The organism is Sutterella wadsworthensis 2_1_59BFAA, assembly GCF_000297775.1.
Taxonomy (GTDB): domain Bacteria; phylum Pseudomonadota; class Gammaproteobacteria; order Burkholderiales; family Burkholderiaceae_F; genus Sutterella; species Sutterella wadsworthensis_A.
On the sequence record NZ_JH815515.1, the window covers coordinates 254,553 to 269,147 of the forward strand.

Sequence of the window (14,595 nt, forward strand, 5' to 3'; positions counted from 1 at the left end):
CGCGTCTTCAATAACGAGTTCTATATTAGCGGGATTTTGACGCCGGAACACGGAGAGCGCGGCGAGTGGCCCTCTCGCCAAGAGGCTTTCAGCCGTCCATGCTATCCTCCCTGCATCACGCATCCCTCGGCCCCAGCCTGTCCCGCAGGCGCCCTCAGACTGCCTCAGCTTTATCACCGATCCTGACCGTTACGTATTCCGATCGTTGCATCGGCTACAATGTGGCCGCTCTTCAATCCCGCCCGTCACCCGCCGACATGAAACGCCTTCTCCTCCCCGCCGTCCTTGCAACGATCCTTGCGGCCGGATGCGCCCAGAATTCGACGCCCGCTCCGTACGGATCCTGCGCCACGCAGCCCTCCAAGCCCCAGGCCGTGCGCACGTCGGCGGCGCCCGAACTCAAGGCGAAGGCTCAGGCTGCGGCCGATGACGCAGGCAAGCCCGCCTCCTGCATCGTGGCGGCCCCGCTCTTTCGCCCAGACTTCCGCGCAGGCGTGAGGTTCGACGAAACGCAGCGCATGAGGTTCTCCTTCTCGAAGGAGGCCGTGAGCGAAGGCGCCCCCGAACAGATTCCCGACTTCTCCGCCTCGATCATCGTCAAGGGCGACTCGATCAGCGCATCCCTCTCCGCGCTAAACACGCCCTTCTGGCGCATCAGCGCAACGCCCTCGACGACGGCCGAGTCCCGCCATCCGCTCCTTTCCTCAAGATTCCGCGCCAAGGGCCTCATCAGGGACCTCACCTTCATGTACTGGCCCGTGGACTCGATCAGGGCCTCCCTCGCCAAGACCTGCCCCGACTGCACGCTCTCCGTCTCGGGTTCGACCCGCACACTCGCCCGAAGCGGCCAGCGCGTGCTCGAATCGAGCACCCGGGGCGGCGCCACGGTTCTAAGGAACTACCCTGAGGGATACGAGCTCTCCATCGAGCCCGAAAGCGCCCGATAATCGAGGTCAAATCACGCAAAACGCCACGGCCGCAGTCATCCGCGGCCGTTTTTGCATGTCTTCGAACCTCCTCCTGCGCACGTCAGAATGTGACACGATTCAGGGAAACGTCATCAATGCGTCATGGCATCGTCATGAAAAATGGCACACAATATAAGAATCGACATTCGTTGTGCTGCTAGACAAGGACAATAGAGACATGACTGATTCCAAGAACCCCCAGCCCGAAGCCTCCGCCGCGACCGAAGCTGCCCCTCAGCAGGCCGCGCAGGCCGAAGCCGCGGGCAAGCCCGCCCGCCGCACGACCGCACGACGCACCGCCAGAAAGACGGCCGAAAAGACCGTTGAAAAGTCCGTTGAGAAAGCCGGGGCTCCCGTCGCCCCCAAGATCGTCGACGTTGACGATCCGTCCCTCTACATCAACCGCGAGATCAGCTGGATCGAATTCGACCGCAAGGTGCTCGAGACGGCCGCCGATCCGACGGTGCCGCTGTTGCAGCGCGTTCAGTTCCTCGCAATCTTCTTCAACAACCTCGATGAGTTCTACATGGTTCGCGTGATGAACCTGCAGCGTCAGGCCCGCATGGGTGCGGAGCCCACGGGCGCCGACAGGATGCCGCCCGCCCGCCAGCTCACCGAGATCCGCCGCAAGGTCACCGAAATGCTCGAGGTCGCCGAAGACCTCTGGCTCAAGACCCTCAAGCCCGCCCTCGAGAAGAAGGACATCAAGTTCGGCCGCTACTCGCAGCTCTCTCCGAAGCGCCGCAGCGCGCTTGACCGCTACTTCGACCGCCAGATCTTCCCGATCCTCACGCCGCAGGCCGTCGACGCGGGCCATCCCTTCCCGATGATCTCGAACACGAGCATCAACTTCGTGGTCGAACTCGAAGGCGTGCACGCCGACGAGCCGGGCAAGGTCCGCTTCGGCCGCGTGAAGTGCCCGAACAACGTCCCGCGCTTCCTCTTCCTGCCCGAAGACGCCGACGAGACGACGGTGCTTGACGTGCGCTCGCGCGAAGGCACGATCATCATGGTCGAGGACCTCATCATGCAGCGCATGGAGAAGCTCTTCCCGGGCTACCGCGTGCGCTCCCAGGGCCTCTTCCGCATCACCCGCAACACCGACGGCGAAATCGAGGAGGACGAGGCCGACGACCTGCTCGCGGCCGTGCGCGACTACGTCGAGCAGCGCCGCTTCGGCTCCATCGTGCGCCTCGAGCTCGAGCGCGGCATGCCGCAGTGTCTGCAGGACTTCCTCGTCAAGCATCTCGGCACGCGCCCCTATCAGGTGTTCAAGTCCAGAATGCCGCTCGCCTTCAGCGAGTTCATGGGCCTCGGCGGCATCGACCGCCCCGCGCTCAAGTACCCGCCCTTCCACCCGACGCTTCCCGAAGCGCTCGAGCCTGAAACCGACACGTTCGCCGCGATCCGCAAGCGCGACCTGATGTTCTACCACCCGTACGAAACCTTCGGCGGCGTGCTCAACTTCCTGCAGAAGGCCGCGACCGATCCGAACGTCGTCGCCATCAAGCAGACGCTCTACCGCTGCGGCAGCGACTCGCCCGTGGTGAGGAGCCTCCTTGAGGCCCGCCGTCTCGGCAAGCAGGTCACGGCCGTCGTGGAGCTCAAGGCCCGCTTCGACGAAGAGCAGAACATCAACTGGGCCGAGGAACTCGAAGCCGCCGGCGTCAACGTCGTCTACGGCTTCGCCGGCCTCAAGATCCACGCCAAGCTCTGCCTCGTCGTGCGCCGCGAACCCGAGGGCCTGCGCCGCTACGTGCACGTGGGCACCGGCAACTACAACGCCGGCTCCGCCAAGATCTACACCGACCTCGGCATCCTCACGGCCGACGACGCAATCTGCGACGACGTCCAGGACCTCTTCAACGTGATGACGGGCTGCGGCATCATCGACGAATACCGCAAGCTCTTCGTCTCCCCGAAGGGCACGCGTCCGAACATCGTCCGCCTCATCGAGGAAGAGGTCGCGCTGCACAAGAAGCACGGCGGCGGCCACATCATCCTCAAGTGCAACCAGCTCGTCGACCCGGGCATCGTGCGCGAGCTCTACAAGGCCAGTCAGGCCGGCGTGCGCATCGAATGCATCGTGCGCGGCATCTGCTCGATCCGTCCGGGCATCCCCGGCGTCTCCGAGACGATCACCGTCCGCTCGATCGTCGGCCGCCTGCTCGAGCACGCCCGCATCTACTACTTCCGCCATGCGGGCAACGAGAAGATGTACGTGGGCAGCGCCGACCTGATGCCGCGAAACCTCAACGGCCGCATCGAAGTCCTCGCACCAGTCACGGATCCCGACATCCGCGCCAACGTGCTTGACCAGATCGTCCGTCCGCAGCTCGCCGACAACATCCACGCCTGGGAACTCCAGGCCGACGGCAGCTACGTCAAGCAGCATCCCGCCGAGGGCGAGGCCGTCTACGACTCCCAGGAAGAGATCGGCCGAGTCCTCAACCTGATGAAGCGCCGCAAGTGATCCGCGCGCCTCATCCCGTCAGGCCTGTGATCTGAACCCGAAGCCCGCGGTCTCCTGCCGCGGGCTTCGCCGCATATCCCCCATCGGGTGCGGCCTCACTTCACGTTTTCGGACTCGTTCGACGGACTTCTTCTTTAGTACAATCTAAACCCGTTGAAAATGTAGAAACGCTCTGCTCCCGCAGAGCCTCAATCGCATGAAGTACCTGATTGTCGATGATCACGCGCTCGTGAGGAGCGCCCTTTCCATGATGCTTCTCGACCGGGATCCCTCGGCCGAAGTGCTGACGGCCGGCGACGTGCCCACAACCCTTGAGCTCATCGGGCGTGAAGGCGAGACCGCCGACCTGCTCATTCTCGACCTGAACCTGCCCGGCGTCGAAGGCACGGAGCTGATGGAGGAAATCGTCCGCCGCCAGCCCATGCTCAAGATCCTCGTCCTTTCGGGCCTCACCGACCGCGGCCGCATCATGCGCGTACTGCAGCTCGGCGCAGCGGGCTTCGTGCCGAAATCCCTCGACACCGACATGCTCACGAACGCCATTGAGTTCGTCCTCAGGGGCGGCGTCTTCATTCCGTCCAAGCTGCTCGCCGAAAGCCAGCGCGAGGGCTTCTTCTCCGAAACCGCCCGCTCGCTCCCGCACCTCTCGAGCAACGCCCCCAAGCTCACCGACCGCCAGAAGGACGTGCTGATGCTTCTCGCCAAGGGCGCGCCCATCAAGCGCATCTGCCTCGAGCTCAACCTCTCCGAGGGCACCGTGAAGACCCACGTCGCCGCCATCTACCGCATCTTCGGCGCAAGCAACCGAACCGAGGCCCTTCTTGCAGCCCGCCGCGCGGGCTACAGCATCGAGATCTGACGATCCCGCCGCACAAGCCCTGAGGCCCCGCAGGACGAGAGTCCCGCGGGGCCTCTTCGTCTGCGTCTCCCCTTCCTTCTCCTTTTGCGTCTCCGCCTCTCCGCTTCCCTTCCCGCGCAGGCTCCTCCACGAATTGTGGGTTTTTCACAACACTACTCCTCGCATGTCCGCGCTACGACACTTGTCCTAAAAACACGACATTCTTCCTCATCCGTTCGCACTAGTTCCAAAAACAGCACGCCGTTCCCCGTCCGTCCGCAACCGCCTGCAGCAGAACGAAACTTGAAGAACACACCCGGAAGTGCGCTTTTCCCTCGTCCTGAATTCCGCCTCACCTCAGACATTTGTAACCGCCGCACGAAGTTGAGCGAACGCGTCCTGAAAGCGGATACATTGAATCGACCAAGCGGTGCACTTCCGCATCCCCCACTCATACGGAGAACACACATGTTCAAGAAGTCTTTCGCCGCGCTTGCCGTCCTCGGCTTCTGCGCCTCCTATGCCAACGCCTCCAGCGTCATCCTCTACGGTGTCGTTGACGAAGCCCTCGTCTTCACGCACGAAAAGTTCGACGTAACGGGTGAAGAAGGCACGAAGACCAACACCTTCGGTCTCGAAAGCGGTCTCAACGCTCCGTCCCGCTTCGGTCTTCGCGGCGTCGAAGACCTCGGCAACGGCCTTCAGGTGAGCTTCGTCGCCGAAAACAGCTTCAGCGCCGACGACGGCTCCCTCGGCATGGGCCGCCTCTTCGGCCGCGAACTCTCCGCCACGGTCTCCGGCGACTTCGGCCGCGTGTCCCTCGGCCGCATGGGCGGCGTCGGCTCCTCCGCCGGCTCCTATGACCTCGTGTACGCCTATGGCGACGCCTTTGACGGCGGCGACAACAACATCTTCGGTCTTGCCGCCTCCAGCCGCTACGACAACATGGTGACCTACCAGACGCCCGACTTCGCCGGCGTCAAGACCACGGTCCAGTACTCCTTCAACGAAGACTCCGTAAACGACAAGGACCGCGAAGGCTCCTCCGCCGTGAACCGCTACGCGTCCGCCGCCCTCACGGGTGACTTCGGCGCCCTCCAGACGGTTCTCGCCTACGAATTCCAGAACTACCAGTCCTTCGGCACGGACGTCAACCCCAGCGTTGAAGACGGCCACACCGTCTACCTCGGCGGCAACTACGACTTCGGCGTCACCCGCCTCTTCGCGATGGCCCAGTACTTCAAGGGCCTGAGCGCCACTCAGCTCACGGCGATCGCCGATGAGACGAGGGCTGAAACCGCCGACAACATGTGGAGCGACGGCGCCAAGGGCTACGGCCTGCACCTCGGCACGGTCACGCCGGTCTTCGGCGGCGATTTCACGGCCGGTCTTTACTTCGTCGACGCCAAGTTCCAAAACGGCGCCAACGCTGCCAATCAAAACGATGCCGACCTTTCCTACTACGGTGCCGCCCTTCGTTATGGCTACCCGCTCTCCAAGCGAACGACCGTCTACACGGGCGTGGGCTACGGCGTGTCCAAGCTTGAGTTCAACAACAACGGTCAGGATGTGGAAGCCAAGAACCAGGTCGGTCAGGCCTACCTCGGCCTGACCCACATGTTCTGATCCTAATTCGACTTGAGTCCCGCTCCGGCGGGACTCAACACGGAACCAGACAAAAGGCCTGCCGTCCCATCACGGGGCGGCAGGCCTTTTTTGCGCATTCCGAGGGTACGGCTTATTTTTCGCGGTCCTTCGAGCGGAACTCGAGGCCCTCCTGAAGCGAGACGGCGTGCTCGTTGAGAAGCTCGCCCGCGTCCTTCGCGCCCTCGCCGGCGGCGCCGAGGATTTCGGCGGCCTGACGGGTGGTTTCTTCAGGCATCTTCACGATGCGCTCGTGGATGTGCTCCTTCGTGCGGTCGACGACGCCCTTGGCCTCGTCGCTCAACTCGATCGTCTTGTCGGCGACCTTCGAGACGGCATTGGTGCCCGCCTCGCGGGCGGCCTCGATGTCCTCCTTGCTGCAGCCTGCGATGCAGGCGGCGACGGCGGCCGTCATGACGAGTAGCATGCTCTTCCTGATCATGGATCGATCCATTTCCTCAAGTGTCCTGTGAATTGAAGGCCGGCCCGCCGCGGCGGGCCGGCCGTGTCACGACAGTATATCGGCTCGCACCGCAAGCGCCTGCGCCGCAGAGGCTCTCAGCTCAAAAAAACTTGCAAGCGGATGTATGCGGAGCCTTCATCGGGCCATCACGTCGAGAATGCCCGCGAGCTGCTCGTCGTACCAAGGATTGAAGGTGAGCTTCGCGCAGTTGCGCCCGTCGCCCGGCTGATGGCGCTCGCCCGAATACCAGATCTCGGCGCCTTCCTCGCAGGCCTTGGATTCGGCCTTCGACTGACCGTTCCAGCAGAGGCGCTCCGCCCCCGATTCGCCGTACATGGGATTGTCGGGACGATACGTCATGGACATGTGCGAGAAGCTCGCGATGCGCTTCTCGGGCACCGCTTCGGGCAGGATGCGCACGTGCGCCGAAAGTCCCCTTGCGAACCTCTCCTCGCCGTACCAGAAGATGCGGGTCCTCGGATTCGGGAAGGCGCGGTCGAACCTCGCGAGCAGGTCCTCCGTCTCGACGAGTCCGTCGTGCTCCGCGAGCATCACGGCCGCCGGACCGCTCCAGGGCTTCTTCTCAAGGCGCTCAAGCACGTCGTCCGCCCGCACCATCGTGTCGTGGAAGGCCGCAAAGCCCTTCATCGGCACCACGAAGTACTGGAACGGATTGCGCCCGCCGTTGGGACGGCTCTCAGGCGTCACGAGCCAGTCCCTGAAGTTCGAGACGAAGGACGCCGCCCAAGCGAACGGCGGCCTCACCTCGACCGCGGGCGAGAAGAGCACAAAGCCCTTCGTCCTGCCGGGGTTCGCGTCAGCGTAGTCGAGCACAAGGTTGCACCCCGTCGAATAGCCGCCGAGCCACATCTCGTCGACCTCCCTCGAAAGGATGTCGGCCTGCTCCTGCACGACGCGCCGCCAGTCGTCCGCCGTCGCGGGCATCATGTCGGCGGGCTGCGTGCCGCAGCCGGGCAGAAGCACCGTCCTCACCAGAATGCCGTTCGCCGCAAGCGACTGCGCAATGTCGGAGAAGGACCAGGGCGAGTCGCCGAGCCCGTGCACGAGCAGGATCCCGCGCCCGTCGGAATGCTCGGGGCGGTACTCCTTCGGCAGGTTCGCCTCGAGCTCCATCTTCCTGCCCTCGTCCGTGTCGAGCACGAAGCTGCGGTTGGCGCCGATCCACGCCTTTGCGTCGGCCGCATACTGCGCGAAGCTCGTCTGGCCGAGCGGCATAACGTGCCTCTGCGCGTCCTCGAGCGACGGTGCGGCACAGCTCGTGACGGAAAGCAGAATCGAGGCGGCGAGGATTCCGGAACGGACGAACATGAAGGACTCCTGAAAACGGGTGGGTGAGGACACTTTCTCACGTTCAGCCTGAAACCTCAAGTGCACGCCAGACCCCTGCACGCGCATGTGCCGCAGCGGGTCTGCGACGCCGCACGCCCGCCCCGTCCTCGACACGCTCCTCAACGTGCGCAGACGTCCTCAAAAAATCCTCGACCCGGCGCGCCTTAATCGGTACAATGCGGGGTTTGCTTTTTTCAACCAACACCAAGAAAGATATCCAACCAGAGACGCCATTATGAAAACGATCGAAAAGCCGAAGATGACCTGTCTGCAGCTCACGATGGCCGTGATGCTCAACATGCTCGGATCCTCCATCATCCTGATGCCGACGAAGCTCGCTGAAGTCGGCACGATGTCCATCCTGGCCTGGCTCGTCACCATCAGCGGTGCGACCACCATTGCCTACGTCTTTGCCAAATGCGGCATGTTCAGCAAGAAGAGCGGCGGCATCGGCGGCTACGCCGCCTATGCCTTCGGCAAGTCCGGAAGCTTCATTGCGAACTTCAGCTACGGCGTCTCGCTCATCATTGCGAACCTCACAATCGCCATTTCGATCGTCGGCTATCTGATGGTGCTCTTCGAGTGGAACCTCACCCCGCTCGAAATGGGTATTGCAAGCATCATCGTGATCTGGCTCTGCTCGCTGCCCAACATCCGCGGCGCGCGCTTCATCGGCCAGCTCTCGCACTTCTCGAGCTACGGCATCCTGATTCCGATCCTGATCCTCACCGTGATCGGCTGGAACTGGTTCTCGGTCGACCGCTACATCGGCGCCTGGAACCCGCAGAACCTCTCGCTCTTCGACGGCATCTCCGCAGGCATCTCCATGACGCTCTGGGGCTTCCTCGGCCTTGAGACCGCCAGCGCGAACTCCGAGGCCGTGGAGGATCCCGAAAAGTCGGTCCCGCGCGCCATGGTGCTCGCCACGCTCGGCGCCGGCACCGTCTACGTGCTCGCCAACAACATCAGCTTCGGCATCGTCGACAACGAGCTCCTCTCGCACTCGACCGCACCCTTCGGCCTCGTCTTCGCCACGATGTTCAGCCCCGAAATCGGCAAGTTCGTCATGGCCCTGATGGCGCTCGCCTGCGCGGGCTGCCTCACAAGCTGGCAGTTCACGATCGCCGAGGTCTTCCGCGTCTCCGCCCGCGAGGAATACTTCCCGAAGCTCTTCGCCAAGGTCACCCGCCTCAACGTGCCCGTGATCGGCATGGTCGTGATCCTGCTCCTGCAGTCCCTAGCCGCGCTCCTCACGATCGACCCGCGCCTCGAGCAGCAGTTCTACATCCTGAAGGACCTCGCCGTCGTGACGAACCTCGTCCCGTACCTGCTCGCCTTCGCCGCCGCCAACGTCATCGTGCACCGCGAGCCCGCAGACCCGAAGACTGCCTCTCGCATCACCATCGTCGCAACCATCGCCTCGGTCTACTCGCTCTACGCGCTTTACGCCTGCGGCGAGAGCGCCATGATGTGGGGCGCCCTCACGACCTTCGCGGGCATCTGGCTCTACGGCTTTGCCGCAAAGTCCCTTGAGATCAAGGGCCGCCTGCGCGGCGAAGAATAAGCCTCACCGCCTTCGGGTCCATCCCGCAACCGTCAATGCAACTCGGGCGTGTCTCCCTTCGGAGACACGCCCGAGTTCTTTTCCGCCTCTTTGGCATCCCTTCATCAGAACGCCGCGTTCTCGGCCATCGGCCTCACGCGCATGATCGCCTCATTGAGGCTCTTTGCGTCAGCGGGCTTCTGAAGGATGTGCGGCAGCGACGAGGGCACCACGCGGCCCCTCTCGCGGCGCTTCCTGTACTCGCCCTCGATCAGGTCGACCGCAACGGCCGTGAGCATCACGGTGGGCACGGGGCGCTTCATGTGCGCCTCGATCATGCCCGCCGCCTCGAGTCCCGTGGGCTTCTCGGCCCCGAGGTTGTAGTCGCTCACGAGCGCGATCACATTTTCGGTCTCAGCGGCGAGCCTGTAGAACTCCTCGCAGGGCTCGCCCGCATCGATCACCTCGGCTCCCCAGCTCTCGAGCATGCTCTTGAGGGCATCGCGCACGAAGCGATTGTCCTCGAGAAGCAGGATCCTGCCCTTGAGGGCCCTGATCTCGCCGCCGATCGGCACGGCCTTCTCGAAGCGGTCGGCCTGCTCGGACTCGTCGATGCTGAAGGCGAGACGGAAGACGCTGCCTCGGCCCGGCTTCGAGCCGAGCGTAAGCTCAAGCCCGAGCTGTCTTGCGATGCCGCGCACGATCGAGAGCCCCAGGCCATAGCCCGAGCCCGGCGCCGCACGGCCCGCAGCTCCGCGATAGAAGGTGCCGAAGATGCGGCTCCTGTCCTCGGCCGAGATGCCTGGACCGCAGTCGTAGACGCCGATCACGAGGCGGCTCTCCACCCGTCGCGCGCCGAGCACGATCTCGGGCACGCGGGCCTTCGCGGGATCGGAGTACGCGACAGCGTTGCTCACCAGATTCTTGAGGGCGCGCTTGACCATCGTGACGTCCGTAAGGATCGTCACGGGAGGCGCCGAGACGCGAAGCCTCAGGCCCTTCTTTTCCGCGATCGGACGGCACTCCTCGGCGAGCTCCTCGAGAAGCTCGCGCACGCTTACATGCTCGGGATGGAGCTCCATCTGCCCGAACTCCATGCGCGTGACGGTGAGAACCTGCTCGACCAGGGTCGAGATGGCCGAAATCGAGAGCGCAAGCTGCTTGACGACGGGCACGGTCTGAGGCGTCGCCCTGCGTCCGAGAATGTCGATGTAGATCCCCATGGCCTGAAGCGGCTGGCGGATGTCGTGATTGGCGGCCGCAAAGAACTTCGAGCGGCGCTCGCTCTCCTCCTCGGTCTGCCTGCGCGCCTTCTCCGCGCGCGCGATCTCGATCCTGAGGCGCTCGACGAGACGCTCATTCTGGGCGGCCGTGATGATCGAGTTGACGACCATTTCGTTGAGCTTCCTGCCCGAATAGAGAATGAAGACCGTCGTGACGAGAATGATGAGCGCAATGAGGGTCTGGCTCACGCCGAACTGCACGGCGCCCGCCACGATGACGGGCGTGAGCGAGCAGAGCGTGAAGGCCGAGAGCGACGGCAGCCAGCAGGAGTAGACGGGCCAGCTTGCGAACGTCACGGCCACGATGGTCGCGACCGTGATCATCTGGTGCGCCCCCTGGAAGGGGACCATCAGCGTGGGCCCCGCTACGCCCCAGATGATGCCTGCCGAGACGGCGAGCGCCGTCCAACGGCGGATCCACTTGCGAATGTTGGCCTCGCGGTTCGCGTCACGCCAGAAAAGACGCACGTAGCGAAGCGACAGCCAGATCTGAATGAGGCCGCAGCAGAACCACACGGTGAGAAACACCTCGCTCACGCCGCTCTGCCAGTAGACGGCCGTGAGCGACGCCATGCCCGTGAACTGTGCCGTGAGGGCAACAGGAAAGAGCTTGAGGCTCGAGAGAATGAGCTTGGCGAGCGTGCCCGCCGTGATGTGGTGCACCGTGCTCGTCATGAAGAAGGCGCGCAGAAAGCGCCAGGTCTGCTCGCGGATCGGAAAGAAGTTCATGGCGCGGCCTCCAGCGACACCCGTCCCTCATGCGACGAAAGCCTCACCCGCATCCCGACGGGAAGCGAGAGCTTCCTGTGAAGGTGCCCGAAGGGACAGCCCGTCACGAAGGGAAGCCCCGTGCGAGCCCGCATGAAGTCGAGCGCATGCGAGAGCCTGAAGTCGCCTTCCCAGCCTGCGGGCCTGTCCGCGCCCTGCAGGTCGCAGACGACGACCGCCTGCTGACGCCTCAGGATCCCCGCCATGTCGAGCGTGAGCAGCATGCGCTCGATCCTGTAGGCGGGCTCGGCCACGTCCTCGATGAAGAGAATGCCGTTTTCAACCTGAGGCATCCAAGGCGTGCCCGCCAACGAGGCGATCATCGCCAGATTGCCGCCCCAGAGGACGCCCTCGGCATCTGCATCGTCCGTGTCGTCCGACTGCCACGTCGACGCGAAGGGCCTGCGGCCGACGACGGCCAGAAGCCCCTCGATCGTGAGGGGATCAGGATCAATCAAGTCCCTGAGCGTCGGGCCCTGCCAGCTCGTGCGGCCCGTCCTTGCCAGAAGCGCGAGCTCGAAGGCCGTCACGTCCGAAAAGCCGACGAAGGGCGTAGACGCGGCACCGATCCGCTCCCAGTCGAGCATGTCGAGAATGCGTCCGCACCCATAGCCGCCGCGCATCGCCATGACGAGATCCGCATCGAGCTCTGTGAGCGCACAGGTCAGATCCCCGGCCCTGACGGCGTCGGGACCTGCAAAGCGCGCCTCCTCGAGATACGTGCCCTCAAGTTCGCGCACGCGAAAGCCGAGCGCTTCGGCGGCCGAGAACGCCCGGCGCCTGAGCGCCCAGTCAATGCCGCCCTCGTTCGTCACCCACTGTCGTGACGGCGCCGCGACGGCAAGCGTCAGTCCCTCGAAGGGCCTTGCGGAATCGGTCATCGGGCTTCTCCTTCGCCTTCCCTTTCGTTTTCCTTCGCGCCGCGGCGCGCGGCGAAGAAATCGGCGAGCAGCGTCTTCGCCTCCTGCGCCATGACGCCGCGCCTCACCCACGGGCGGTGGTTGACGCCGGGCAGCTCGAAGAGCGAGAGTGCGCCGCCCACGGCGCCCATGCGCTCGTCGGTCGCGCCGAAGACGATGCGGCCGGGTCTTGCCTGCACGATCGCGCCCGCGCACATCGGGCAGGGCTCGAGCGTGACGTAGAGCGTCGTCTCGGCAAGCCTGTGGTTCTTCATGACGCGGGCGCCCTCGCGCAGCACGAGCATTTCGGCGTGCGCCGTCGGATCGCCGTTGCGAAGCGTGCGGTTGCCCGCACACGCGATGATCCTGCCGTCCGCAACAAGCACGGCGCCCACGGGCACCTCGCCCGCCTGCGCGGCGGCCCTCGCCTCGGCGAGCGCCTCGGTCATGAAGCGGCGGTCGGCCTCGTCGTCGACGGGCGGCTCTCCGCTGTTGACAGCGCGGTTCTTCGCCTGCAGCGCCTCGCGCGTTCGGGCGCGTCGTGCGGCAAGGATCGCCGCGGCGGTCTCGAGCTCGTCGGTGAGCCTTGCGGCCGTCACGTTCGGGCGCGGCGCGAGTCCGTTGGCAAAGCCTTCGAACGTCTTCTCAAGAAGGCCCGACTCAAGGGCGGCGGCAACAAGTCCCTCGGGCGTTTCGTTCATCCAGGCGCCGGGCCCCGCAAGAAAGCGCTCTGCGGATGCGCGAACCGCCGCCTCATCCGCCGCCTTCGGCAGAAAGAGGAGCCACGCGCCCGTGACGATGCGCAGATTGTCGGAGGAGGCCTTCGCGAGGCTCGCGATCGTGCTGCCCCTGCGGATGGAGAGCGCGCTGAACGCCTCGATGTCGGCGATGGAATAGTCCCTGACGATGAGAGAGTACATCTTCGTTCTCACCTTTTTTCGTGTCGAATATTGACGGGAAAGCGCCCGCTGAGGAGCGCGCGCGTAGAATGTTCCCGATTTGAAGAAAGTCCGTTTGGAACCTCATCACAAGGATTCATGATCGTGAAGAACAAGCTTGTTGCGGGCGCCCTGGCGCTCTCCCTTTTTGCGACTCCCATTGTAGCGGTTCAGGCCGCCTCCACTTCGGACACAAGCGAAGCGCTTGCCGAGTGTCTCTACAAGCACGCCACCGCGAGCGACAAGCAGGTCCTCGTGCAGTGGGCCTACGTCACGCTCTCGAAGACCTCCGCCGCCAAGCAGATCCAGACGATTCCGTCGGCCAAGGTGAAGAACATCGAGTCGAGCGCCCAGAAGGCGCTGACGAACCTCGTCGTCGGCCGCTGCTCCTCGCCCGCCGTCAAGGTCCTCATGAAGAATCCCAAGAACGGCCTGCAGGAGACCATGACGCTGCTCGCGGGCAAGCTCGTCAACGCCGAAATCGAGCGCCGCGCCTCGCCCATCCTCTCGCTCACGATGACCGACCTGATGGGCCTCAGGAAGTAGGCCCCGGTCCCGCACATCGAGAAAAACGGCGAAAAGTCCGTCCTCCCGGCGGGCTTTTCCGCATTGACGAACGGGCGTCGACGCCCGATACTTGATTATTTCCGCCCAATCTCTGGAGATCCCGCATGCGCAAGCTCTGCCTCGTTCCCGCTCTTCTTCTGGCCGCCGCCAGCGCCTCGGCTGAAACGCCGGTCAAGCTCTGGAACGACTACGTCTACAACCAGCCCGTCGAGAGCGTGAAGGCCGAAGCCGGGATCTTCGACTGCTCGCAGCGCGGCCAGCAGATGTTCTGCCGCGCCAACGTCGAATTTGCGGGCCACAAGGACTGGGGCGAGGTGTTCTTCTTCACGAACGGCCGCCTCAAGGCCGTCTCGCTCTTCGCGCCGATCTCCCGCGCCCACTTCACCGATGCGGCCGCCGCCGTGCGCAAGACGGGCATGACGCCCGCCGTCCTCACGGACCACGAGGACAAGGTCGCCTTCGACTTCTTCCAGGCCAAGCTTCAGGCGAAGTCCATGGCCTCCATCGACCGCGAGCTCGCCACGAAGGAAACCGAGCTTCTCAAGGGCAAGAAGGTGGGCTACGTCTTCATCGACGCCAAGACGCTCCTTGAAAGCGTCAAGAGCGGCAACGTCACCAATGCCGCCCAGTTCTTCCAGATCCACGCCCCGCGCACCCTGCGCACCACCGAGATCCTGCTCGACGAACAGGGCGTTGCCGTGAGCTTCCGCGCCCCGATGGCCGTCCAGGACGAGACGGGCAAGAGCATGCTCGAAGAAAAGAAGTCCAAATAAGCCCGACTTTCCGGCACACGCGACACGAAAGGCCGGTCTCCGCTGCGGAGGACCGGCCTTTCTTCATTTTTCAGAGTCTGCCTCGGGA

The 14,595-nt window shown here is 64.2% G+C and carries 12 protein-coding genes; 7 read left to right on the forward strand and 5 right to left on the reverse strand.

Annotation, left to right across the window (positions count from 1 at the left end; all coding sequences use genetic code 11):
• Window positions 1–257: 257 nt before the first annotated feature.
• The 4 genes from HMPREF9465_RS05330 (at window position 258) to HMPREF9465_RS05345 (ending at window position 5,905) form a co-directional block, all read left to right on the forward strand.
• Window positions 258–947 (forward strand): DUF3261 domain-containing protein, encoded by a 690-nt coding sequence (locus HMPREF9465_RS05330; protein ID WP_005434796.1) that lies wholly within the window; start codon window positions 258–260, stop codon window positions 945–947.
• 199 nt (window positions 948–1,146) lie between these two features.
• On the forward strand, window positions 1,147–3,441 hold the full coding sequence (gene ppk1, locus HMPREF9465_RS05335; RefSeq protein WP_005434799.1) for a polyphosphate kinase 1: 2,295 nt from the start codon (window positions 1,147–1,149) through the stop codon (window positions 3,439–3,441).
• 196 nt (window positions 3,442–3,637) lie between these two features.
• Window positions 3,638–4,300, forward strand: a complete 663-nt coding sequence (locus HMPREF9465_RS05340; protein ID WP_038006597.1) for a response regulator transcription factor — start codon at window positions 3,638–3,640, stop codon at window positions 4,298–4,300.
• Window positions 4,301–4,747: 447 nt separating this feature from the next.
• Window positions 4,748–5,905, forward strand: coding sequence for a porin (locus HMPREF9465_RS05345; protein ID WP_005434804.1), 1,158 nt, complete (start codon window positions 4,748–4,750; stop codon window positions 5,903–5,905).
• Window positions 5,906–6,017: 112 nt separating this feature from the next.
• On the opposite strand, the gene HMPREF9465_RS05350 is transcribed toward HMPREF9465_RS05345, so the two are convergent.
• Both HMPREF9465_RS05350 and HMPREF9465_RS05355 read right to left on the reverse strand, forming a co-directional pair.
• The gene (locus HMPREF9465_RS05350) at window positions 6,018–6,377 is read right to left on the reverse strand and encodes a hypothetical protein (protein ID WP_231289349.1); all 360 of its coding nucleotides are present in this window, start codon (window positions 6,375–6,377) and stop codon (window positions 6,018–6,020) included.
• A gap of 144 nt (window positions 6,378–6,521) precedes the next feature.
• Window positions 6,522–7,715, reverse strand: coding sequence for an alpha/beta hydrolase (locus HMPREF9465_RS05355; RefSeq protein WP_005434808.1), 1,194 nt, complete (start codon window positions 7,713–7,715; stop codon window positions 6,522–6,524).
• Window positions 7,716–7,971: 256 nt separating this feature from the next.
• Between HMPREF9465_RS05355 and potE the strand changes: the two genes are divergently transcribed.
• Entirely contained in the window at window positions 7,972–9,300 is a 1,329-nt protein-coding gene (gene potE, locus HMPREF9465_RS05360; RefSeq protein WP_005434810.1) for a putrescine-ornithine antiporter, read from the forward strand.
• 104 nt (window positions 9,301–9,404) lie between these two features.
• Here potE and HMPREF9465_RS05365 read toward each other — a convergent pair whose 3' ends face one another.
• Genes HMPREF9465_RS05365 through tadA form a run of 3 tightly spaced genes read right to left on the reverse strand, consistent with a single transcriptional unit; the run spans window position 9,405 to window position 13,149 of the window.
• Complete coding sequence (locus HMPREF9465_RS05365; protein WP_005434812.1) at window positions 9,405–11,291, reverse strand: hybrid sensor histidine kinase/response regulator; 1,887 nt, start codon at window positions 11,289–11,291, stop codon at window positions 9,405–9,407.
• Complete coding sequence (locus HMPREF9465_RS05370; RefSeq protein ID WP_005434814.1) at window positions 11,288–12,211, reverse strand: S66 peptidase family protein; 924 nt, start codon at window positions 12,209–12,211, stop codon at window positions 11,288–11,290. Before HMPREF9465_RS05370 ends, HMPREF9465_RS05365 begins: the two co-directional genes overlap by 4 nt.
• Entirely contained in the window at window positions 12,208–13,149 is a 942-nt protein-coding gene (tadA, locus tag HMPREF9465_RS05375; RefSeq protein ID WP_005434816.1) for a tRNA adenosine(34) deaminase TadA, read from the reverse strand. The genes HMPREF9465_RS05370 and tadA overlap by 4 nt, the downstream gene beginning before the upstream one ends.
• 117 nt (window positions 13,150–13,266) lie before the next feature.
• Between tadA and HMPREF9465_RS05380 the strand changes: the two genes are divergently transcribed.
• Window positions 13,267–13,713, forward strand: coding sequence for a hypothetical protein (locus HMPREF9465_RS05380; RefSeq protein WP_051009015.1), 447 nt, complete (start codon window positions 13,267–13,269; stop codon window positions 13,711–13,713).
• A 125-nt stretch (window positions 13,714–13,838) separates the two neighbouring features.
• Window positions 13,839–14,507 (forward strand): hypothetical protein, encoded by a 669-nt coding sequence (locus tag HMPREF9465_RS05385; RefSeq protein ID WP_005434821.1) that lies wholly within the window; start codon window positions 13,839–13,841, stop codon window positions 14,505–14,507.
• Window positions 14,508–14,595 lie beyond the last annotated feature (88 nt).